Annotated in this window: 20 protein-coding genes and 2 pseudogenes; 14 read left to right on the top strand and 8 right to left on the bottom strand. The window is 43.8% G+C overall.

Going from position 1 to position 20585, the window contains the following annotated elements:
• The first annotated feature begins 120 nt into the window (after positions 1–120).
• From LFX25_RS19410 to LFX25_RS19375, 8 genes are all read left to right on the top strand, one after another.
• Entirely contained in the window at positions 121–366 is a 246-nt protein-coding gene (locus LFX25_RS19410; protein ID WP_238732083.1) for a BrnT family toxin, read from the top strand.
• Positions 353–625 carry a BrnA antitoxin family protein gene (locus tag LFX25_RS19405; RefSeq protein WP_135686010.1) on the top strand — a complete coding sequence of 91 codons (273 nt, stop codon included), beginning with the start codon at positions 353–355 and terminating at the stop codon, positions 623–625. Before LFX25_RS19410 ends, LFX25_RS19405 begins: the two co-directional genes overlap by 14 nt.
• 342 nt (positions 626–967) lie before the next feature.
• Positions 968–1210 carry a CopG family transcriptional regulator gene (locus LFX25_RS19400; protein WP_238731894.1) on the top strand — a complete coding sequence of 81 codons (243 nt, stop codon included), beginning with the start codon at positions 968–970 and terminating at the stop codon, positions 1208–1210.
• Complete coding sequence (locus LFX25_RS19395; protein WP_238731893.1) at positions 1200–1475, top strand: type II toxin-antitoxin system RelE family toxin; 276 nt, start codon at positions 1200–1202, stop codon at positions 1473–1475. The genes LFX25_RS19400 and LFX25_RS19395 overlap by 11 nt, the downstream gene beginning before the upstream one ends.
• A 321-nt stretch (positions 1476–1796) precedes the next feature.
• On the top strand, positions 1797–2078 hold the full coding sequence (locus LFX25_RS19390; RefSeq protein ID WP_238731892.1) for a type II toxin-antitoxin system RelE/ParE family toxin: 282 nt from the start codon (positions 1797–1799) through the stop codon (positions 2076–2078).
• An 8-nt stretch (positions 2079–2086) separates the two neighbouring features.
• On the top strand, positions 2087–2389 hold the full coding sequence (locus LFX25_RS19385) for a HigA family addiction module antitoxin (protein WP_238731891.1): 303 nt from the start codon (positions 2087–2089) through the stop codon (positions 2387–2389).
• A 307-nt stretch (positions 2390–2696) separates the two neighbouring features.
• Complete coding sequence (locus tag LFX25_RS20875) at positions 2697–2996, top strand: type II toxin-antitoxin system HigB family toxin (RefSeq protein WP_319937454.1); 300 nt, start codon at positions 2697–2699, stop codon at positions 2994–2996.
• Positions 2997–3395, top strand: coding sequence for a helix-turn-helix domain-containing protein (locus LFX25_RS19375; RefSeq protein WP_238731890.1), 399 nt, complete (start codon positions 2997–2999; stop codon positions 3393–3395). It begins immediately after the preceding gene.
• A 51-nt stretch (positions 3396–3446) separates the two neighbouring features.
• Here the strand turns inward: LFX25_RS19375 and LFX25_RS19370 are convergent.
• A pseudogene (locus LFX25_RS19370) lies at positions 3447–4494 on the bottom strand (IS481 family transposase).
• A 364-nt stretch (positions 4495–4858) separates the two neighbouring features.
• On the opposite strand from LFX25_RS19370, the gene LFX25_RS19365 reads away from it, so the two are divergent.
• On the top strand, positions 4859–5074 hold the full coding sequence (locus LFX25_RS19365; RefSeq protein WP_218740797.1) for a DUF2191 domain-containing protein: 216 nt from the start codon (positions 4859–4861) through the stop codon (positions 5072–5074).
• Positions 5074–5454 (top strand): PIN domain-containing protein, encoded by a 381-nt coding sequence (locus LFX25_RS19360; protein WP_238731889.1) that lies wholly within the window; start codon positions 5074–5076, stop codon positions 5452–5454. The genes LFX25_RS19365 and LFX25_RS19360 overlap by 1 nt, the downstream gene beginning before the upstream one ends.
• Positions 5455–5592: 138 nt before the next feature.
• Here the strand turns inward: LFX25_RS19360 and LFX25_RS19355 are convergent.
• Positions 5593–6762: pseudogene (locus tag LFX25_RS19355) on the bottom strand (IS256 family transposase).
• Positions 6763–7087: 325 nt separating this feature from the next.
• Between LFX25_RS19355 and LFX25_RS19350 the strand changes: the two are divergent.
• From LFX25_RS19350 to LFX25_RS19340, 3 genes are all read left to right on the top strand, one after another.
• Positions 7088–8269: an MFS transporter gene (locus tag LFX25_RS19350; RefSeq protein ID WP_238731888.1), complete on the top strand. Its 1182-nt coding sequence runs from the start codon at positions 7088–7090 to the stop codon at positions 8267–8269.
• Between the two features lie 46 nt (positions 8270–8315).
• Entirely contained in the window at positions 8316–9872 is a 1557-nt protein-coding gene (locus LFX25_RS19345) for an NAD(P)/FAD-dependent oxidoreductase (RefSeq protein ID WP_238731887.1), read from the top strand.
• Between the two features lie 178 nt (positions 9873–10050).
• Complete coding sequence (locus LFX25_RS19340) at positions 10051–10503, top strand: transporter (protein WP_238731886.1); 453 nt, start codon at positions 10051–10053, stop codon at positions 10501–10503.
• A 5-nt stretch (positions 10504–10508) separates the two neighbouring features.
• On the opposite strand, the gene LFX25_RS19335 is transcribed toward LFX25_RS19340, so the two are convergent.
• From LFX25_RS19335 to LFX25_RS19320, 4 genes are all read right to left on the bottom strand, one after another.
• Positions 10509–10748, bottom strand: coding sequence for a hypothetical protein (locus LFX25_RS19335; RefSeq protein WP_118957189.1), 240 nt, complete (start codon positions 10746–10748; stop codon positions 10509–10511).
• A gap of 51 nt (positions 10749–10799) precedes the next feature.
• On the bottom strand, positions 10800–11219 hold the full coding sequence (locus LFX25_RS19330; RefSeq protein WP_238731885.1) for a DoxX family protein: 420 nt from the start codon (positions 11217–11219) through the stop codon (positions 10800–10802).
• A 173-nt stretch (positions 11220–11392) separates the two neighbouring features.
• Positions 11393–13330 carry a long-chain fatty acid--CoA ligase gene (locus LFX25_RS19325; protein ID WP_238731884.1) on the bottom strand — a complete coding sequence of 646 codons (1938 nt, stop codon included), beginning with the start codon at positions 13328–13330 and terminating at the stop codon, positions 11393–11395.
• 128 nt (positions 13331–13458) lie between these two features.
• Positions 13459–15198, bottom strand: coding sequence for a diguanylate cyclase (locus LFX25_RS19320; protein ID WP_238731883.1), 1740 nt, complete (start codon positions 15196–15198; stop codon positions 13459–13461).
• A 372-nt stretch (positions 15199–15570) separates the two neighbouring features.
• Between LFX25_RS19320 and LFX25_RS19315 the strand changes: the two genes are divergently transcribed.
• Positions 15571–18453: an adenylate/guanylate cyclase domain-containing protein gene (locus LFX25_RS19315; protein ID WP_240009195.1), complete on the top strand. Its 2883-nt coding sequence runs from the start codon at positions 15571–15573 to the stop codon at positions 18451–18453.
• Here the strand turns inward: LFX25_RS19315 and chrA are convergent.
• Together chrA and LFX25_RS19305 are read right to left on the bottom strand one after the other, a co-directional pair.
• Positions 18444–19802 carry a chromate efflux transporter gene (chrA, locus tag LFX25_RS19310; RefSeq protein WP_238731881.1) on the bottom strand — a complete coding sequence of 453 codons (1359 nt, stop codon included), beginning with the start codon at positions 19800–19802 and terminating at the stop codon, positions 18444–18446. The two genes, LFX25_RS19315 and chrA, sit on opposite strands and share 10 nt — an antisense overlap.
• A complete protein-coding gene (locus tag LFX25_RS19305; RefSeq protein WP_238731880.1) occupies positions 19799–20545 on the bottom strand; it encodes a class I SAM-dependent methyltransferase in 747 nt (248 codons plus the stop codon). Before LFX25_RS19305 ends, chrA begins: the two co-directional genes overlap by 4 nt.
• Between the last annotated feature and the right edge of the window lie 40 nt (positions 20546–20585).

Raw genomic sequence — 20585 nt, 5'->3', positions numbered from 1 at the left:
AACGGAGAGTATGTGATTAATTTTGCTTGAAACTCACTTTCTTTCGTATATTTTAGGAATATACAAATGGAATTACCGGATTTAAGCCAAATTACAGGTTTTGACTGAGATTTCGGTAATATTGAAAAGAACTGGAAAAAGCACAAAGTAAAGCCAGGTGAAATAGAAGAAATCTTTTTTAACGATCCTTTACTTGTAATACCGGATGATTACCATTCAGGAAAAGAAGATCGATATATCGTTTTAGGGATTACGAATTCAGGGAGAAAGTTGTTCGCAGTAATAACGATTCGTAAAGATAAGATCCGTCCTATCTCAGTTCGTGAAATGACACTTCGGGAAAGAAAAGTCTATGAAAACTCGTAAAAAAATACCGTCTTTAAAAACAGAGAGTGCAGAAATTGATTTTTGGTCAAAGAATGATTCTACTGACTATATCGATTATTCGAAGGCAAAAAAAGTATCTTTTCCGAATTTAAAGCCTACAACAAAAATGATTTCACTTAGATTGCCTGAAGCACTAATTGATAGATTGAAAGTTATGGCGAACAAGAAAGACATTCCGTATCAATCTTTAATAAAACTTTTGCTTTCAGATAAAGTAGAGGAAGAGCTTAAAAGATAGGGTAGGTAGCTAAAGCCACTACTGCAACTAACTTCGTCTCCTCGCTTCCTTCGGGATTGCTAATGCAACCCTCACTCCGGGCTAAAGCCACATTGCTTTGTCACTTCGGTTCGCGGGACGCTCGCTAAGGCTCGCTCGAACCTCGTGCCAACCCTTCGCGCAAATGCGCTTCAGGGACGCAACGTCGAGGAGACTCTTTCGTTAGGCGACACGATCGCTAAACTTTACAGTAAAAGGTAGCTTTGAAAAGAAAATAGATTATAGAACGCTTTTTGGTTTCAAAAGTGGTTTGACAAAAGAATTATAATGATATATTTTGAATAAAAATGAAGGTATTCAAATATGTCAAAGACGATTACTCTAAGAATTGATGATCCAATTTATGATATTTTCAAAAAAGCTGCAGAAGGAGAGCGGAGGACAATTTCTAATTTCGTTGAAAACGCAACAATTCAATATTTAACGAACGAATTCTATGCTTCAGATGAAGAAATGGATGAAATTCTCTCTGATAAACAACTTGTTTCATCTTTAAAGAAAGGTATTAAGGAAGCAGCCCAGGGAAAATATAAAGTTGTCCGTTGAATATAAAATAGCAGAGACAGAGTTATTTCAAAGTAAGTTAAAAGATCGTCAATTTTCTCAACTTCAAAAGAAGCTGACCGACTACGTTTATCCGATTTTAAAAAAGAATCCATTCTTTGGACCTAATATAAAAAAACTTAAAGGTGATTTCGATGGCCTCTATAGATATCGAATTGGAAAATATCGATTATTTTATCTAATAGAAGATAATGAATTATTAGTCATCTTCGTTGATATTGATCAACGAAAGGATAGTTACAAGTAGCCTGCGATCGCATCGTCTAACTTCGTCTCCTCGCTTCGTTCGGGATCGCTGATGCGACCCTCACTACGGTCTTCGACACATTGCTTTGTCACTTCGGTTCGCGGGACGCGACTAAGGTCGCTCGAACCTCGTGCCAATTCTTTCGCGTGCTTAGGCACGCTTCAGAACCGCAAACGTCGAGAAACCTACGTCGTTATACGCCATTTTGAGAAATTCTCTAGTAAAGCGACGATCTCACAAAAGTTAATAAAAGCAGTTTTTGAGTTATAGAAATGCGATATTCCTGCTTGACAGTATTACTGTTATTCAGGAATATATATCGTGATTAACTCCTTTAAATCAAAGGAAACTGAGAAAATCTGGAATCAAGAGTTTTCTAAAAAACTACCAACTCAAATTCAATCGCTTGCATATCGAAAATTGGTAATGATTGCTAGGTCAAAGCAAATAGAAGACTTGAAGATTCCACCTGCTAATCATTTGGAAAAGCTTTCCGGTAATATGGCAGGTCAACATAGTATTCGTATAAATGACCAGTGGCGTATTTGCTTTAAATGGAAAGATGGTAACGCTTACGATGTCGAAATTGTTGATTATCATTAGGAGCGATTATGAAAAAAATACCGAATGTGCATCCTGGTGAAATTCTTTACGAGGAATTTCTTTTACCAATGAATGTAACTGCTTACCGCTTAGCCAAAGAAACCAAATTAAATCCAACAAGAATTAGTGAAATCATTCATGGCAAAAGAGGAATATCTGCGGATACAGCGTTACGATTTTCTAAGTTTTTTGGTAATTCCGTTGAGTTTTGGATGGGTATCCAAGACGAATACGAGATTCGTGAAGAAAGAGAAAAGATTTCTGGTGAATTAAAAGAAATCAAAAGTTACAAAGAGCTTATCAGCGTGTAAAAATTCAAAACGGCGTATAACTTCGTCTCCTCGCTTCGTTCGGGATTGCTAATGCAACCCTCACTCCGGCCTCCGGCACATTGCTTTGTCACTTCGGTTCGCGAGACGTTCGCTAAGGCTCACTCGAACCTCGTGCCAACTCCTTCGCGCGTAAGCGCTCGGAGACGCAACGTCGAGGAGACTCTTTCGTTAGACGAAAGTTTTGGGCTAAATTTTCTCCAATTCCGGACAAGATAATACTTTGGAATTTATTCAAAATGATGTGAAAAATGTTGTTCCCAAAATGGTAACATGAAAAAATGACGATGTGCGGATAATCTCACGAAAAATTTTAAGAGATTTTTATGAAAATCCAAAATATTTAGATTCAAAAATACCAATTGAAGTGTGGTTTAAAGAAGCTTCTAAATCAATTTGGGCTTCTCCAAGCGTAATTAAAGAAAAGTATCGAAACGCAAGTATTTTAAGAAATAGTAGAGTCGTTTTTAACATTCATGGAAATAAATATAGGCTAATTGTAAAGATACATTATAATCTACAAACTGTCTTCATTCGCTTTATTGGAACACATGAACAATATGATAAAATTAATGCCGAGGATATTTAAATGGAAATTAAACCAGTAAAATCTGTGAAAGACCATGAGTTTGCTCTTAAAGAAATTGATAAACTTTGGGACTCAAAAAAAAATACTCCTGAATATGACAAATTAGATATTTTAATAACGCTTGTTGACGCTTATGAAAATAAGCGTTATCCGATTGAAAATCCAGATCCAATTGAAGCAATTAAATCGGTAATGGAAGAGAAGAATCTAAAGAATGTAGATTTGGGAAATTGGATTGGTGGTCGAAGTAGGGCGACGGAAATTCTAAACAAAAAAAGAAAATTAACTTTAGAAATGATCAGAAAAATTAATCAAAATTTAGGAATACCTACTGAGATACTGATAAAAGATTATAAGATTAAGAACAGTTCAATTTCGAAAAGTAAGGCGAGAGCTTAATCTCTAGTTTAATGTGTAATAGCCAAAATAAGATCTTACACTTAGTTCTTTTTATAACGGAAACTGTAAGTTGTCGAGATACTTTTTCTTAGCTAATTCTTTTGCGTCAAGGAAAGTTTGAATCGGAGTTTTGCCAAAACAATACTTGCCTTGATGTGTTCGTTCATAGTTATACGACTCGATCCACTGATCCAAATCCTTTTGCAAATCCTCAATCGAATTGTATACCTTCTTTCTGAAAGCAACTGCATAGAATTCATCTTGAATGGTTCTATGAAATCTTTCACAAATGCCGTTCGATTGAGGATGTCTTGCTTTTGTTTTCGAATGGTCTATATTTTCCACAGCAAGGAATAATTGGAATTCATGATGTTCCCTATTTCCACAATACTCGGTTCCTCTATCAGTTAGAATCCTCAACAAGCGAACGCCTTCTTCCTCAAACCAGGGGGCACTTTGTCGTTTAACATATCAGAGGCGACTAATGTGTTCTTTCTGTCGTAAAGTTTTACCATCGCTACTTTAGAGAGTCGATAAAGGTCTGCTGGTAAATCCTTCCTACACCCTTGATTGTGCCCACGTAATACGTATCTTGGCATCCCAAGTATCCGGGATGTTCTGTTTCTATTTCACCTTCAACTTGTTTTTCTAATTTCCTCCTTTCTAATGCCTGGACTTGTGATTCGGTTAATACGGGGGAATTGCCTTGAGCCATTGCAGCCTCTAAAGCCTTCAGTCTTTTTTGAAAAGTTTCCAAATCGTGACGAGCCCACACACTTCGAACAGTCGCAGGAGCAACTATGATCACTTGCTTTTTCAATTCATTGGATGCTCTCTGCTGTCCATAGGCAGGAAAGTCGATCGCCATCTTCTTTACCGCTTCTTCTTTTTCTGGCTCGATACGATTTTTAGGATTCGGTTTGCGTCTACTCAGATCCTGGAGTGCGAGTTCTCCTACCTTCTCGTATAACTCTTGAAAACGATAGAAGCTATCGCGTGAATAACCCATCACGTTACAAGCTTTGGATACGTTTCCCAGAGTCTCTGCTAACTTCAAGAGACCCATCTTGTTCTTGATTATCTTTTGTGCTGTTGTCATCTTTTTCTCCTTGTTTGTATTAAGGAGTGTAAGATCGTTCTAACTATTGCAATTAAGGGCACTTCGTCTAACTTCGCCTCCTCGCTTCGTTCGTCACTCACGGTCCCCGCTCGGACTCACTACGGCTTCGCACATTGCTTTGTGACTTCGGCTTGCAAGACGCTCACTAAGGTTCGCTTAAGCCTTGTGCCAATTCTTTCGCGCGTTTAGCGCGCTTCAGAACCGCAAACGTCGAGGAGACTCTTTCGTTATGCGAAATGCCTGCAAAACTGGATTTTAGAATTAAGTTTTGAGAGATAAAGAAATTAGAGAGAATGATAAAAAAGGCTGGCAAAATACGAAAATACATCGTATCATGAATCGTATGAAAGTCACAGCTATTTTACCCGATGATTTAATAACGGAAGTTCAGAAATACTCCGGCGGAAAGAATATAACAGATTCGTTGCAGAAGGCACTTTCTGAATGGTTAAAACAGGCAAAAATTAAGAAACTAAATCAGAAATTAGATAAATCACCATTAGCTTTCCAGAAAGGATTTAGTAGCGAAAATATACGAAATCTAAATCGAGATAGATAATGATATTAGTTGATACTTCGATCTGGATCGAGTTTTTCAAAAGAAATGAACCATATTTTAGTGAATTAAGAGATTTAATAGAATCTTCTGAAATAATTGTGCATGAAGTTATCTTTGGAGAACTTCTCCAAGGCTGTAAAAGTAAATCAGAAGTTTCATTTATATTGGAGTATTGGGAAAATTTGAATACTTTGACTGCGGAAAATAGCTTTCTTGAAGCAGGAAAGCTTTCATACGATCAGAAGCTAAAAGATAAAGGCGTTGGACTAATTGATTCTGTAATAATCAATGAAGCAATGAAAAGAAATTTAAAACTTTGGACTTTGGATAAGAAAATATTAAAAGTCTTAAGCCCTGAAAAGATTTTTAATTCGAAATAATAGCAGGCACTTCGTCTCCTCGCTTCGTTTGCCATTCGGGGTTCACGTTCGCACTCACTACGGTCTTAGTTTGTCACTCGGCTTGCACGAGGTTCGCTAAGACGCCTCGAACCTCGTGCCAACCGCGTCGATAGTGTCTTAAAAGTTTCGCACAATTAGAATTTCAGATAAGGCTCTCAAGTATGTCAAGCCGTGAACTTTGAAATTTTTAGTTCCCCATTTAGTAAAAGCGACATGCCAAAGACGGGCAGTCGCCAACATGAAAGCCGACTTCCCATCCGGGAAAGCTCCGACAACCTTTGTCCTTCTCTTGATCTCTTTAATGATCCTTTCTAAAGGATTGTTTGTACGAATTTTTCTCCAATGTTCAGACGGAAAGTCCATGTAAGCCAGCGTCTCTTTGATTCCATCGAAGAGAATCTTGGAAGCTTCCTTCAATTTCATTTCGATCAATCTCTCCACCACAAAGTTGGTTTTCTTTAAAGCTTCTTCTTTGTTCTCTTGAGAATGAATCGCCTTAAACATTTGAGAAATGACTTTAAAGGATTCCCTCGGAGCTTTCCCAAATACATTCCTGTAGAAATGAACGATACATCTCTGCCATTTGGATTCAGGAAAGAAATAAGGAATCGATTCAGCTAAACCGAAACACTTATCAGAGATCACTAAGTTTACTCCCTTAAGACCTCGATCCATTAGATGTTTTAGAAAAGCATGCCAACTTTCCTTATCTTCTCTGGCTACTTCCATGGCCCAGAACCTCTCTATAGCCCTCTGAATTGACTCCTATGGCTACAAGAATCGCTACGTTACGAACTTCTTCACCCCAGGATTTTTTAAGATACAACCCGTCCAAGTAAACGTAAGGATATTCATCTTCGAGAGGACGGATTCTCCATTCGTCGATTTGAACAAAAACTTTTTGATTGAGTTTGCTGATCGTTGAAGGTGAGACCCTTATTCCCAAAGACTTTCGGTGATGTCCTCGACTCTTCGAACCGAAACCCCCGCAAGATACATCTCCATGAGAGCTTCTTCTACGGAACTCTCCCTGCGTTTTTATCTTTCGATGATCGCCGATTCGAACGGAATTGTTCTAAGTTTCGGAACTTTTAACTTTACTTTTCCAGCTTTTGTTTCGAAGTTTCTATTATACGAACCCGCTCGTGTATCTACTTGATCCGGATTCCTTTCATACTTGGTGGCTTGGCAGAGTTTGTCTGCTTCTGCGTCTAACAGAGCGTTCAGTGTTTCTTCCACTGATCCTCTTACAAGTTCGCTCAAGTCTTTCCCCGAGTTGAGTCTCATCTACTTGGATTACTTTCAGGTGTGATTTTTCTTCTTCTGCCCTCATGGCAAAAGGATCGTTTCCGGAACGAGGGGAAGTAATTGTGGCCGATCGCCATCGATAACAACAATCGAAATACGAAGGATCTGAAGGACAAAACGGTTTCGAAATTCATAATTTCCTAACGTTCTTCCTTTTGTTTTAATTTTGAATTTTCATAAGTTGCTCGTTTTTATAAATTCGAAGTTTGCGAAAGCCGCGTGTCATTCTTAATCCTTGCTTTCTGAGATTAGATTTTAATCTTTGGATTTGATTTCATAGAAAGATGGAAGTAGTAGAATTAGAATGAACGCCGGTAAAAATAGAAATCCGCTTTTGATTTGTGTGCTCCTCGGACTCGGTTCCGTTTTGGGACTTTCGGGCATCGATTTGGTTCTCCCAAGCATTCCCTCCTTACCGGACATTTTAGGCGGGGATCAGACACGCTCTCAGTTCGTCATCGCTTCTTTTATCGCTGGAACTGCGCTCGGTATGATCGTCTTCGGAAGCGTCTCTTCCAATATCAGCACATCCAACCTTCTTTTTATTTCTCTTACGTTATACGCGCTTGCCTCTCTATCTTGTTCCCTCTCTCAAAATCTCGATACTTTGATCGTTCTTCGCTTTTTGCAGGGAATGGCTTCTTCCGCACCCGCGGTTTTAGCGCCCGGTATCGTAAAGAATCTGTTCGACGAAAAGGGGGCCACCAAAGCGCTCGGCATTCTTGGAAGCGTCGAGTCCTTGGTGCCTGCATTCGCTCCGATCATAGGCGTTTGGCTTTTGAGTTTTGGTACTTGGAAGTATTCTTTTTTCGTTACCGCGTTTCTTTCCGCCGCTTTGGCGTTCGTATTTTTGATTTCTCAAATCGACGGTTCTTCGATCGTTTCGACTAACGGAAAACAGGGTTCTTATCTGAACCTGCTTCGTTCTGGAACGTTTCAGAGATATTCTTTGAGTCAGGCGTTGAATTTGGGCGGGCTTCTCGTGTTCGTATTCGGCGCACCGGTGGTGATCGTCAAAACGATGAACTCCGATATTTCCAAGTTCGCGTTGATGCAGACCATCGGAGTCGCTTTTTTCATTTCCGGAGCCGTTTCTTCCTCTTCTCTTACTAAAAAAATCAAATCGGAGAATCTTCTCCTATTCGGAACGGTTCTATCTTGGGTCGCCTCTATTCTGTTGATTGTATATTCAATTTTTGGAAATAACGATCCGAATTGGATTCTCGCAATTTTTCCCTTAATGAATTTGGGTTTGGGTCTTCGCGGGCCGACCGGGTTTTTGAAAGGAGTAATCGCTGCGAATGGCGACGACAACAGGGGATCTTCCTTGATTCTTCTTTCCATCATCACCGTGACTGCCGGCGGAACGGCGTTGGTCGCACCTTTTTTGCACTTCGGTTTAATTTCCTTGAGTCTATTTGTCGCGGGCTTGCATTCTTTGGCTTGTTTGATTTTGTTTTTCCTGCCGAAGCTGCCTATCGATTGAGAAAATACGATTGTTTTGAAGCGCATTCTCCAAAACTAGTCTATTTATGATCCAAGAACTTCAGCTTCGCGTTCTTCCGGAAGTCGCGGGAGAAAACGAAGCCCTCACGGCTTTCGTTTCTAAAACGCTGAAGATTAACGCACAAGAGATCCGTCATATAGAGGTCGTTCAACGTTCGATCGACGCGAGACAAAGAACCGTTTACTTCAATCTGAAACTTCTCGTTTTTATCCGGGAAGATTTTGTGGAATCTCCGATTCCGCTTCCCGAATTTCCGAACGTATCGAACGCGCAGGAAGTGATCGTGATCGGAGCGGGTCCTGCCGGTCTTTTCGCCGCTCTTCAGTTGATTCTTTCCGGGTTCAAACCCGTCCTTTTAGAAAGAGGTAAGGACGTTTCCAAACGTCCTTTTGATTTAAAAGAAGTAAATATTCATCATAACGTAAACGAAGATTCCAATTATTGTTTCGGAGAAGGCGGAGCCGGAACGTATTCGGACGGCAAACTTTATACGAGATCCAAAAAAAGAGGGAACGTTCGTCAGATTCTCGAGTTGCTCGTCGGCTTCGGTGCGAGCAAGGACATTCTCGTCGAAGCTCATCCTCATATCGGAACGAACAAACTTCCCAAGATCGTCCGGAAAATCCGTGAGAAGATCGTGGAAATGGGCGGAGAAGTTCATTTCGAAAAACGGGTCACCGATTTCTTATTAAACGGAAATTCCGTTCAAGGCGTGGTTACGAAGGACGGAGATAAGTTCCATGCAAAAAACATAATACTTGCCACGGGCCATTCCGCTCGGGACGTATTCGAACTTCTTTATCAAAAAGGAATCGAACTCGAGCTGAAACCGATCGCGGTCGGAGTCCGAGTCGAACACCGACAATCGCTCATCGATTCGATTCAATACAACTGCGACGTTCGCAGTCCGTATCTTCCGCCTTCGCCCTACAGCATCGTAAAACAAATCAACGGAAGAGGAGTTTATTCTTTTTGCATGTGTCCCGGCGGAGTCATTGCCGCTTGCGCTACGAAACAGGAAGAAATCGTCACGAACGGTTGGTCTTCCTCCAAACGAGCGAGACCGACCGCAAACTCGGGAATCGTTGTCGAACTGAAACCAGAGGATTTCAAACCGTTCGCAAAACACGGTCCTTTAGCGGCGATGGAATTTCAAAAATCGATCGAGCACAAGGCATGGATTGCGGGCGGTCGCACTCAAAAAGCGCCCGCACAAAAACTCGCCGACTTTGTGGATGGAAAAATTTCCGCCGACCTTCCGAAAACTTCTTACACTCCCGGAATCACTTCCGTGGCGTTGCAGGAAGTTCTTCCCGACTTCGTTTATCAATCGCTTCGGAAAGGATTTCAAGAATTCGACCGTTCGATGAAAGGATATCTTACGAACGATGCGGTGGTTCACGCTCCGGAAACGAGAACTTCTTCTCCCGTTTGTATTCCAAGAGATCCGATTTCCTTACAGCATATCCGCATCCAAGGTTTGTTTCCTTGCGGAGAAGGTGCGGGATACGCGGGTGGAATCGTTTCCGCTGCGATGGACGGGATTCGATCCGCACTCGCTTGCACAAACGCCAACGCGTAATTCACTTTCATTTCTGAGAGTCCGTTTTTTCGCCGCTAGTGTTTGTTTTTTTGCAATCGATCGGCTGAAACCGTTTTGAATTCGATCTAAGAATCAGAATGAATCCGCGGAGAATTTTCTTTCCTTCGGAGAGAATCGATTCAATTTGGGTTCATCGATTTTCGGGAGATTTTCTTAGATGAAATTCAACGCAGCCATTCTTCCTTTTTTATTCGCTTCGATCGCGGCGATCGGAAACGCGTTTTACGCGTACGGTCAAAAGAAATCCACGCTCACGGTCGGTCCGTTTTTATTTCTCATTCCCACCTTATTGATCTGCATCGCGCTTTTGATCGTTTCCCTTTTCTTTTACAAGCCCGAAGGTTTGAAGGAATATCTGATCGAAAACAGAAATTATTTTTGGATCAGCGGAGTGGGGTTGTATTTTACTTTTTTGGGTTTTTATCTTTTATACAGCAGATACGGCGCTTCGTATTATATTCTTTATGCGGTGCTTTCGATTCTGACGACTTCCATCTTCGTGGGCGTTTTTCTTTTTTCGGAAAAAGTGAATTTATATCATTACCTTTCGATTCTTTCCGCGTTTGTCGCGATTCTGCTTTTTAATTTCGGCCAGAACGCGGCAAAGTAAAAACATTAGAGATTCATAAACTGCTTATTCAGAGTTTCGAGGTCTCGGATCAGTTCGGCCGGTTTGGGTTGGATCGTCTTTGCCAGCTTCATTCCATCGTCGATCAAGTCGAGAATCAGTTTTTTCTCCGCGATCGCGCGCGCGGAAGGCATGGACTTTCTTTCGTTTCGATAAATGGAAGCCTTTTCGTCGATGATCGATACGATCTTATTCAGCGCGTGAATTTTTGCCTGTTCTTCTCCCATAATTCCCTCCGTCCTGTAGAGAGTTTAATCGGATTCCGAATCTAGGAAAGCTTATTTTCGGTTTCGTTTCCGCAAAACGTCCGTTAGAGTTTCTTTCTCCAGCCACAAAAGCAGTGCACATATGATCGCGCTTGCGAGCGCGAGAAAAAATAAAAGTCCCCCGTCGCTTTCCTGTTCGATTCCTATCACGAACAAATGGGAAAGAATCGCACCCGACATCAAACCGAGTCCGAGCAAGGCGCCTGTCCAACGCAGACGCAGGTCGGACAGAAAGAGTAGGATCGACGCGGCAAGTTCCAAGATCCCCGTTCCGATTCTTCCCCAAGGTTCCGCCCCTAATTTGGAAAAGATTGCGACCGACTCGGGAGCGGCCGTGAACTTATAAAAGAGGGTTTGTAAAAAGATAAATGCGACGATCGCTCGCAGAAGATAGAGAAGGATTTTTTTGCGGGAAGGGTCCGATGGTTGCAAGAACAAGTCTCCTAAGTTTCTTGCAAACTTCTTCGAAGCAGCAACGCAAGGGTTACATCTTTGGAAGGTTTTTGTCCGCGTTAAAAAATAAAAAAGCCCGATGGGAACCGAACGTTCCGCAACGGGCATCCTTTCGAAACACTCTCTCTTTTTTTAAAAAGACGAGAGGATGTTCATCGATACATCTCTTCGATTTCCTTTTTGTACTTATCCGCCACCACGTTTCGTTTGATTTTCATCGTTTGCGTGAGCTCGTCGCCCGGCTCGAACTTCTTGTCCAAAATCCGGAAGCTGGATACCTTTTCGAAATTTTTGAATCCGTTCTCGTTGGAAACGAGATTTTTGATCTCGTTCTTGAACAGAGATATCACGTCCGCGTCGCCGTTCAGATTTTTCACTTCGCTTAACATTTTAGAACGCAGATCCTTCAGGTATTTCTCCAAAGCCTCTTCGTTCGGAACGATCAACGCCCCGAGCGTTTTCTGATCGTGTCCGACCACCATCGCTTGCAGGATGAATTGACTGCGGACGAGCGCGAACTCGATCGGCTCTGGTTCCAAATTCTCTCCGCCCAAAAGTACGATCGTATCCTTGGCTCTTCCGGAATATTTCAATTCTCCCGAAGTCGTCCATGCCAAAAGATCCCCCGAGTTCAACCATCCGTCCGAACTCAAAATCTCCTTCGTCTTTTCCGGTTCCTTGTAATATCCTTTCATCACGTGATCGCCCTTATGCCACGCGACTCCTTTGACGCCCGGCTTTGTGATCTCGTTTCCTTTTTCGTCCACCAACTTGATCTGTACTCCGGGGATACAACGTCCCAGTGTTCCCACGGTGATCTCGCCGAAAATTCTTCTTGTGGAGATTCCGGATAATTCGGTCATCCCGTAACCTTCCAAGATGGGAATTCCGATCGCGTTGAAGAACGTATCGATGTATTGAGGCAAGGCTCCGGCTCCGGAAAGCGCGAAACGCAATTCTCCCCCCAATCCCTTTTTGATTTTTTTGAATGCGAGCTGCGCGATCTGATTCGGAAGCCAGAGAAGAAGCACGATCCATAAAGAAATGAATTTTTGCCAAAGAGATGCGAAGGTGGATTGTTCCACGAGAGAATATTCCAAACCTTGCAGTCTCGATACGTGTTTGTAGTAGGTGACCGCGATTTCCTTGAATGCTCCGAATAACGCCTGTTGTACGGGAGAAGCGCTTCTTACCTTATCGTGGATTTTGTTGTAAAGACTTTCCCATACCCTCGGCACGGAAAGAAGCAATGTCGGTTTAATATCCGCGAGATCCTGACTCAGCGTGGAAATCGAAGTGAACGCTTCCGCTCCGCCCGCGCGGATGCAAACGGTTTCCACCAGACGTTCGGCGATATGCCAAGGAGGAAGATACGCCATGCTTCTGTCCGTCGGATAAATTTGGAGATCGTCTCCTTGAAGCGCGCCGTCCACATTGAATACGATATTCTTATGAGTCAGCATCACTCCTTTCGGTTTTCCCGTGGTTCCGGAAGTGTAGACGATGGTCGCTAAGTCGTCCTCGCGGACCGCGGAACCGCGTTTATGGAACTCGTCCTTTCCTTTCGACTGGATCCAAGTTTTTCCCTTTTGAATCAAGTCGTTTAACAAAATGATTTCGAACGGTTCCGCGTTGTCGATCGTTCCCTTTTGATCGAACAGAATCACCTTTTTCAGATGAGGGAAGTCCGCTTTTTGGCTCAGGATTTTTTTTAATGCGGTTTCGTTTTCCAAAAACGCGATCGAACATTCCGCGTGACCCAGAATATAACGTAAGTCTTCCGCGGTGGAATCGGTTCCGCGGGGAACGTCCACACAACCGATGTTGGTGATTCCCATGCTGCACCAAATCCAGCGTGCGCCTGAATCCGCGATCAAACCGATCGGTGTTCCGTGTTCGAGTCCTAAAGAGATCAGACCGCAGCCGATTTGTTGAACGGTTTCATATAAATTCTTAAAGCTGTTCGGTTGATAATTCTTTCCATCCGGTTTGTAGTATTGAGCGGTGGAATCCGCGAATGTTTCCGCGGACGCTTTCATCACGTGGTATAGTGTTCTGGATGGAATTTTAGGGATCGTACTGGTTTTCATAGCAGGGAAGGATTCTACAAAAACCGTTTTCTTAGTCGAGAAAATTTTTTATTATCGATAAAATCCTAAATTATACGATGGGATTTCGTTCGATTCCATGCAAAGAATGAAAAAATAGGAACAAAAGATCAGTGTTGAATGCGATTTCTTCCCGAACTTTTGGCTTGGTAGAGGTTCTGATCGGAAATCGAAATCAAATCCTGCACCGTCCCGATCTCCGATTCGGTACTACAGGCGATTCCGATCGAAACCGTTATCTTGGCAAAAGCGCTTTTGATATGAGCGATCTCCAAAGCTTCGACCTTTTCCAAAATATTTAATGCGACAACGACCGCACCTTCGATCGGCGTGTCGGGAAGAATGACGGCGAATTCTTCCCCTCCGTATCGAGTAACCATATCGTGCGATCTTCTGAGGCTCGCGCGGATTTCCCTAGTAACGCGGACGAGTGCGCGGTCCCCTTCGACGTGACCGTACGTATCGTTGAACTGTTTAAAAAAGTCCACGTCGATCATCAAAAGCGAAAGCGGAGAATGATGTCTGGTTGCCCGGCTCCAAGCCATGCGGATCTGTTCGTCGAAATATCTTCGGTTGAAGACTCTCGTCAACGGATCCATGTAGGAAAGTTCTTCGAGTTTTCCCGCATATTCCTCGATTTCTTCTTTTTCTTTCCGAATCGTCCTCATTCGTTCCGAAAGCGCAAGGGATAAAAACAATACGCTCAGAATGATTCCGGTTTGTAAAAAAGGAATCGCCGGTGCGTCCTTGAGAAAGAATCCGAATCGGCTCAGCGCGAAGATGATTCCTCCCGAAAGAGTAAAGAACCAAGCCGTTAAAAAGATGATCGCCTTCCGATCTCCTCTTAAAGCTCGAATAAACGAAATCAGAAAGATCACTGTCATCTGCAACAATGGAAACAAAGAAGTGAACGGGATCAAATACCGTCCCGGTACGATGGGAATCAGAAACCCGAGCGCGACTCCGACCCAAAGAGATCCTTTTAGAAATAGGTTGAGCAGGGCCGAGTTTTTTTTCATTTCCAAATACGAGGAAAGAAACAAGGCCATAAAGATCATCATCATCGCAACGGCTTCCAAGTGGAATTGATTGATGAAGACCGGCTGATTCTGAAAGAACCATTCGAAGGCGTAACCCGGAAGAATAATCTGATGAATCAGGACCGATAGAATTAGAAAAGAATAATATAATAAATATCGCTCCCTAATCCCCACGTAAAGGAAGAAGTTGAAAAAAGCCATCACTGCCAGCGCTCCGAAAAACGCGGAATCTTTCGCGAGTTCGACTTTCGTGTCTCGGATTCTGGCTTTGTTTTCGTAAAGGGTCATCGAAAGACTCAAAGCGCCTTCCGTAAAAACACGAACGAGAATTCTCGTCTTGCCTTTGGTTCCCAGGGGAAGCGGAAATAAAAAAAGTCTGTTTTCGATCGGTCTGGACAAGAACGGAAGAGTGTCTCCCGTCTTAAACTCCGCCTTGGCGCCGTTCGACGCTCGGTAATAAAGATCCACCTGATCCAAATGAGGGTAATGAAACGCTAACGTAAATTCCTGATCGATCGTTTCCTGAGTTTCCACGTCGAACACCAGCCAATAGGGAACGGGATCGTATCCGAAACCGAAGGTACTGTTCTTCACTTCCTGTACGGGAATGTTTTGAAGGTCGGAAAAAAACTGTTCGGGAAGATAACGGGAATCCGGGTCGCGTACGAAATACACCGATTTCAGAAGCGGGAGCTTTCCGGGAAAGTCTGATCGGATGACCGTGACCGGATCGATCGCAAATAACGATTGCGCCGAAAGAAAAACGTAGAAACAAACATACCAGATTTTCTTTCGAAAGGAATTTCGCATCCGGAACAAATTGGGTCGTATTCTGGATTTGTCAAAGACTTTCGAAATTTGTTCATTCATCGGGAGAATTTAGATTTCATAGACGAAAGAAATGCAGATTCTTCGCCTCGACGGGAATCCGAATTCTCCGTAAAAAATGCAAAAAAGAATCCCTCTTTTTCGGACTTTTAAAACGGCTTTAAAAAGAATTTATTGCCTGAAAATTCGGATTTGCCGGACTCGTAAAATTCATTATACTGAATGATTAAATTCGTGACTCGCGTATCGGGTGTTTTCCAAATTGGTGAGAATAGACCGAGAAAAAAGGATACCATTGTGGCTAGCGATCCGACCCAAACAGAAACATCCGAAGGAAAGTCTTTCCCGGAAAAATTGAGAAAACGTTTCGCGTTTCTCGTCGATATAAAAAATCTTTTTTATCTGGGAATCCGAGCCAAGCTCGCGCTGTTTACCGGCGCTTTGATAGCTTTGACCGTGATGATTCTTTCCGCGATCGACGTTCATCAACAAACCGCGATTCTTACCCAAAGCTACGAAAAAGAAGCCGCGATTTCAAGACATTACATCGGCGGCCTTGTTCTCGAACTGGAAAACATCTCCAGCAGTTTGATTCGGGTGGAATCCTTCCGGGAACGAGTCAAACGTCAAAGTCAGGCGTTGCGCAAATACAGAACGAAAGTCGTCACTCAACAAGCGAAGGAAGTCAGTTTTTTCGGATTCAAAACCAAACTCTTCGGAGTTTTGGGCAAAGAGAAAAAGTCCTCGATCAAGGACACGTATTATTCCGTTTATCTTTCCAAAGCCGATATCGAAGAACTCGAAAAGAGAACCAAATCGTTGTTAAAGGATCCGAACGGTCTTGCGGTTTCGGACGCGACGTATTCCAAACTCAAAAACATGGCGCATCAGATCGCCGTTTTGGAAGCGGATCTGAACGAACAAAAACAAAGGTGGGACGAACTGCATTCTCAGGAGAAAACCACCGAGCGCGAAAAACAGGATCTTGAACGCGGAATGGACAATCTTAAAAACGGAATCGAGAAGACAAGATCGAGTCTGGATCATTCCATCTTGGAAATCGCGCTTCCCAAACAACATAGAAAGATCGAAGAACTCGGTTTGAACATGTCGCAATATCGGATTCAAACCTTTCCCGTGATTTCCAATCAGATCAAGGAAAACCTCACTCCTTCCTTCGATACGAAGATCTTCAAGCCGGACGTTTCGATCAACTCGAACATCTTTCTGCACGATATCGATGCGAACTTAAAGGATTCGATCGCGAAAATTCTTTCCTTGGATTTTACGCAGGATACGGATCGAAACTCTTATACGATCGGGAAGATGGAACTGCAGACCCTTTATTCTCCGATTTTTAGAAATCAAAATTCCACCGAAAGAGCGACCCGTCTTCGGGAAGAATTGCACGACTTCGCGGTGCATTATCTGCAACAGGACGCCGCATTCGCGACGCAGATCCGCGACCTCGTAATTCCTTTGAGAAAAAGAATTCAGGAGTTGAAGGAGAAAAAACCGCCGATTCCTCCGTTTAAGGACAAATCGTTCAACGATCTTTATGCGCGTTATGCGAAACTGATTCAGGATCGGAACGCGGCGTTTGAAAGGTTCCGCGACGAGCATTCGGAAGATAAGAAGGACTTAGTGGAAGCCGCCCAGAAGCTCAAGATCCTTAAAAGCAAACATCCGAATCCCGCGGCGAAATCCTATCCCATCCAAAGTGAAGCCGACGTTCTTATCGACGCGTTAGGCGAGCTTAGGAACGCGGGATTGGAAGATCTCATCGTTTTACGGTTTAGTCAAACCTCGGGCGATTATCAGGATTATCTCCGCAATCCGAAAGAGCAGGATCTTTCGAAAGAACGATGGGAAGCGATTCGCGAATGGATTTATTCCGGTAAAAGCGAAACACCGACTCCTCAACTGAAAAAATTGGTCCCGCACGGAATCATCGCGAATTCGAGGGGAGAAGCGGAGGAAATTCTTTGGAACCTCGATTCCAAACCGCTTCTTGCCGATTCGGGCGACGAGGTCAGCTCTTTGATTCTTTCCGCAAATCTTTCCGGTATTTCCAGAACCCTCGTCGATCGGACGGAAGGATTGGAAATGATTCAGAAGAACAAGAATTCCGCGATCGGAATGGCGATGCTTATCTGTTCCGCGGCGATCGTTCTTGCGATCTTGATTTCCGGTTTCGTCGTTCAAAAAATCAAACGTATCATCTTTCACGCGAGAGAAGTCGGCCAGGGGAATCTGGAAGTTCAGTTCGAACAAGGCGGCAAGGACGAATTGGGAACCTTGACCGTGGCCTTGAACTCGATGGTGACGGGCTTGAAGGAACGCGAGAAGATCAAGAATATTCTCGGGACGATGATCGATCCCGTTGTCGTCAGCGAAGCGATGGTCGATCTCGCGGCTCTCAAACGAGGCAGCGAAAAACGTATTACGGCCTTCTTTTCGGACGTGGCCGGCTTTTCGAATATTAGCGAAAAATTAACTTCCGTCGAATTAGCGTCTTTGTTAAACGAATATCTTTCCGCGATGACGCTGATCCTTAAAAAACACGAAGGTGTTTTGGATAAATACATCGGAGACGCGATCGTGGGAATCTTCAACGCGCCCGTGGAAGTGGACAAACACTGTCTCAAAGCGGCGCGCGCTTCCGTCGAGATGATCGAAACTCTGGAAGCTCTTCGGCAGGATTGGAAGGCCAAAAAGGCTTATATCCCCGAGGCACAGGAGATGCAGATCAGAATCGGCCTCAATACGGGTCTTGCGAAAGTGGGCTTTATGGGAACGGATTCGATTTCGGCGTATACGATGATGGGCGACATGGTCAATCTCGCCGCGCGATTGGAAGCCGCAGGAAAAGACTACGGAGTCAGCATTCTCGTGAGCGAATCGGTGCAGCACGAAATCAAAGACGAGTTTTTTACGAGGCTTCTCGACGTGGTTCGCGTCAAAGGAAAGAACGAACCGGTCCGCCTTTACGAATTGATCGGAAAACCGGATAACGTGTCCGAAAGACTCGAAGCGTCCGTGCTCGAATTTACGAAAGGATTCGAAGCGTATCTCAATCGGGAATGGTCTCTCGCGCAGGAACTTCTAGAAAGTTCGCAGATCACAAGAGGAAGCAAGGATAAGGCCGCGGTTCTTCTCATCGATCGCTGCGAGGAATACAAACACAATCCGCCCGAAAAAGCCTGGGACGGAGTTTATACGAGAACTCATAAATGAAGGAACGTTTCCGCGGCCAAAAAGACAACCCCGCTGAAGAATATCCAAAAAATAGAATATTCTTTTTTACGAATTAAGAAGAATACGCCGAATATCGTCCAGAGCAAGGGCAACCAATTCGTCTGCGGGAGGGGATTGTGAAACCAGGATCCCCAGTCTGTTCCCGTCTTAAAAAGGATCGAATGCGCGAAAAAAACCGCCAAATAAAAGATGACTCCGCAGACGCACGCGGTAACATAACTCAATACGATCCGAAAGAATTCGGATTCCTTGGTTTTTTCGACAAGGGCAGCTCCGCCTAAGATCAAAAGAAACGAAGGAAGAAACGTGTAATATGCGGTAAGCAAAAGTCCGAACACTCCCGCACCGATCGTACCAAATCGATGCGCCCCCGCTAAAAATCCGATAAACGTCAATACCATCACAAGGGGTCCGGGTGTGCTTTCTCCGAAGGCAAGTCCGTCGATCATTTCGTTTGTGCGAATCAACCCCGCTTGTCTCGTCGCGAAATCCGCAACCGTAGGGAGAATCGCGTATGCTCCGCCGAACGTCACAAAGGCGGTCTTCGTGAAGAATACGATCAATTCTTTCCAAAACGCAAATTCGGTTTTGAGAAAGAATAAAATTCCGAGAACCGGTAAAATCCAAAGAATCAATCCGATGCTGGCGGCTCGACTTAAGTTTTTTAGAATCTCCGAAGTATAAATTCGTTTATCGTCAAAGGCCGTTTGTAAATCGATCCCTTGGATAGAAGAATCGTCGGCCGCGTTCGGAAGATTCGCATCCAGCGCATCGACGTTTTTATCCGAACCGCGTTTTCGGCTAGAAAACGCAATCGTTCCCAAAACGCCCGCAAACAAAAGAAGAATCGGATACGATACGCCGAAAAATAAAATCGCAGCGGCGGTCAAAACGAAACAAAGTTTCTGTCCGTTCGACTGCAAATTTTTCCGAACCATCTTTCCAAAGGTCAAAATGATGATCGCAAGGATCGCGGGTTTGATTCCGTTTAAAAACGAAATTGCGTATGAAACGGAACCATACGTATAATAGAATATACTAATGCCGATAAAGATCAAAATCGAAGGAAGAATAAACAAAAGACCCGCAAAAATTCCTCCTTTGGTCCCGTGCATCATCCAACCGAGATAGGTCGCAAGTTGTTGAGCTTCCGGACCGGGAAGCAACATACAATAGTTGAGAGCGTGGGAAAACTTATCCTCCGAAATCCATTGTTTTTCCTCGACAAGAGTTTTGTGCATCAGGCTGATTTGTCCGGCGGGACCGCCGAAACTCAACCAACCGAGGCGAAACCAGAAACGAACGGCCTCTCCGAAAGAAGGGATCAACCCGGAAGCCTTCCGATCTTAAAGAACAAAGGCCACTCCACAAGTCTGGTCGAAACGCCGCCCCAAGCCTTGGCGATTTCCGTTTCCACAAGAGACACCGGATCGGATTCGTTTTTTTGAATGTATTTCTGAACGCTGGACCAAGTTCTCAAATAACCTAACACCTGTTTTACGGTCCATTCTTCCTTCATGCTGAAGGGAGGCGGAATCATTTCCTCGAACGGAAAAGGGATCGATTCGTATTTTTCTTCCACGTATCTTCTTTCGGGAGGCCAATACGAACCCACGATCTGGCCGTAAAGTTTGTCTACGAGCGCGTCGATTTCGGGCGTGATTCGGTGCAGTCCGTATCCCCAAATCGCGAGAATCCCGTTTTTCTTTCCGACCCGCGCGGCTTCTTTGTAAAACGGCTCGAAATCGAACCAGTGAAACGCCTGCGCGACCGTGATTAAATCTACTTCATGATTTTCGAGTGTGGATTCTTCCGCTTTACAGACCCGGTATTCCACGTTTTTATGAGGCTCGCCGCTCGCGATCTGATTGGCGCTCGGATCGGTCGCGATTACCTTGTCGAAAACTTCTCCCAACGAAACCGCGGCTTGTCCCGTTCCGGTTCCACAATCCCAAACGGTCGTTCCGTTTGGTACGAGACTTTTGAGATAAACGAATAATTCTTTCGGATAACCGGGTCGGTATTCGGAATAAGTTGCGGAGTGGGACGAAAAATGATCTCTGAAACTCATACTTCCATGCTTACAGAGATCATCTTCAAAACTCAAGTAG

Origin of the sequence: Leptospira sanjuanensis (genome assembly GCF_022267325.1) — a bacterium.
Taxonomy (GTDB): Bacteria; Spirochaetota; Leptospiria; order Leptospirales; family Leptospiraceae; genus Leptospira; species Leptospira sanjuanensis.
This window is presented reverse-complemented; position numbering and strand designations above follow the sequence as displayed.

Excerpts from the sequence above, each read along its gene's own strand:
- LFX25_RS19405 (WP_135686010.1), top strand. The coding sequence starts at position 353 with ATGAAAACTCGTAAAAAAATACCGTCTTTAAAAACAGAGAGTGCAGAA.
- LFX25_RS19400 (WP_238731894.1), top strand. The coding sequence starts at position 968 with ATGTCAAAGACGATTACTCTAAGAATTGATGATCCAATTTATGATATT.
- LFX25_RS19385 (WP_238731891.1), top strand. The coding sequence starts at position 2,087 with ATGAAAAAAATACCGAATGTGCATCCTGGTGAAATTCTTTACGAGGAA.
- LFX25_RS19375 (WP_238731890.1), top strand. The coding sequence starts at position 2,997 with ATGGAAATTAAACCAGTAAAATCTGTGAAAGACCATGAGTTTGCTCTT.
- LFX25_RS19365 (WP_218740797.1), top strand. The coding sequence starts at position 4,859 with ATGAAAGTCACAGCTATTTTACCCGATGATTTAATAACGGAAGTTCAG.
- LFX25_RS19360 (WP_238731889.1), top strand. The coding sequence starts at position 5,074 with ATGATATTAGTTGATACTTCGATCTGGATCGAGTTTTTCAAAAGAAAT.
- LFX25_RS19350 (WP_238731888.1), top strand. The coding sequence starts at position 7,088 with ATGAACGCCGGTAAAAATAGAAATCCGCTTTTGATTTGTGTGCTCCTC.
- LFX25_RS19345 (WP_238731887.1), top strand. The coding sequence starts at position 8,316 with ATGATCCAAGAACTTCAGCTTCGCGTTCTTCCGGAAGTCGCGGGAGAA.
- LFX25_RS19340 (WP_238731886.1), top strand. The coding sequence starts at position 10,051 with ATGAAATTCAACGCAGCCATTCTTCCTTTTTTATTCGCTTCGATCGCG.
- LFX25_RS19335 (WP_118957189.1), bottom strand. The coding sequence starts at position 10,748 with ATGGGAGAAGAACAGGCAAAAATTCACGCGCTGAATAAGATCGTATCG.
- LFX25_RS19325 (WP_238731884.1), bottom strand. The coding sequence starts at position 13,330 with ATGAAAACCAGTACGATCCCTAAAATTCCATCCAGAACACTATACCAC.
- LFX25_RS19320 (WP_238731883.1), bottom strand. The coding sequence starts at position 15,198 with ATGCGAAATTCCTTTCGAAAGAAAATCTGGTATGTTTGTTTCTACGTT.
- LFX25_RS19305 (WP_238731880.1), bottom strand. The coding sequence starts at position 20,545 with ATGAGTTTCAGAGATCATTTTTCGTCCCACTCCGCAACTTATTCCGAA.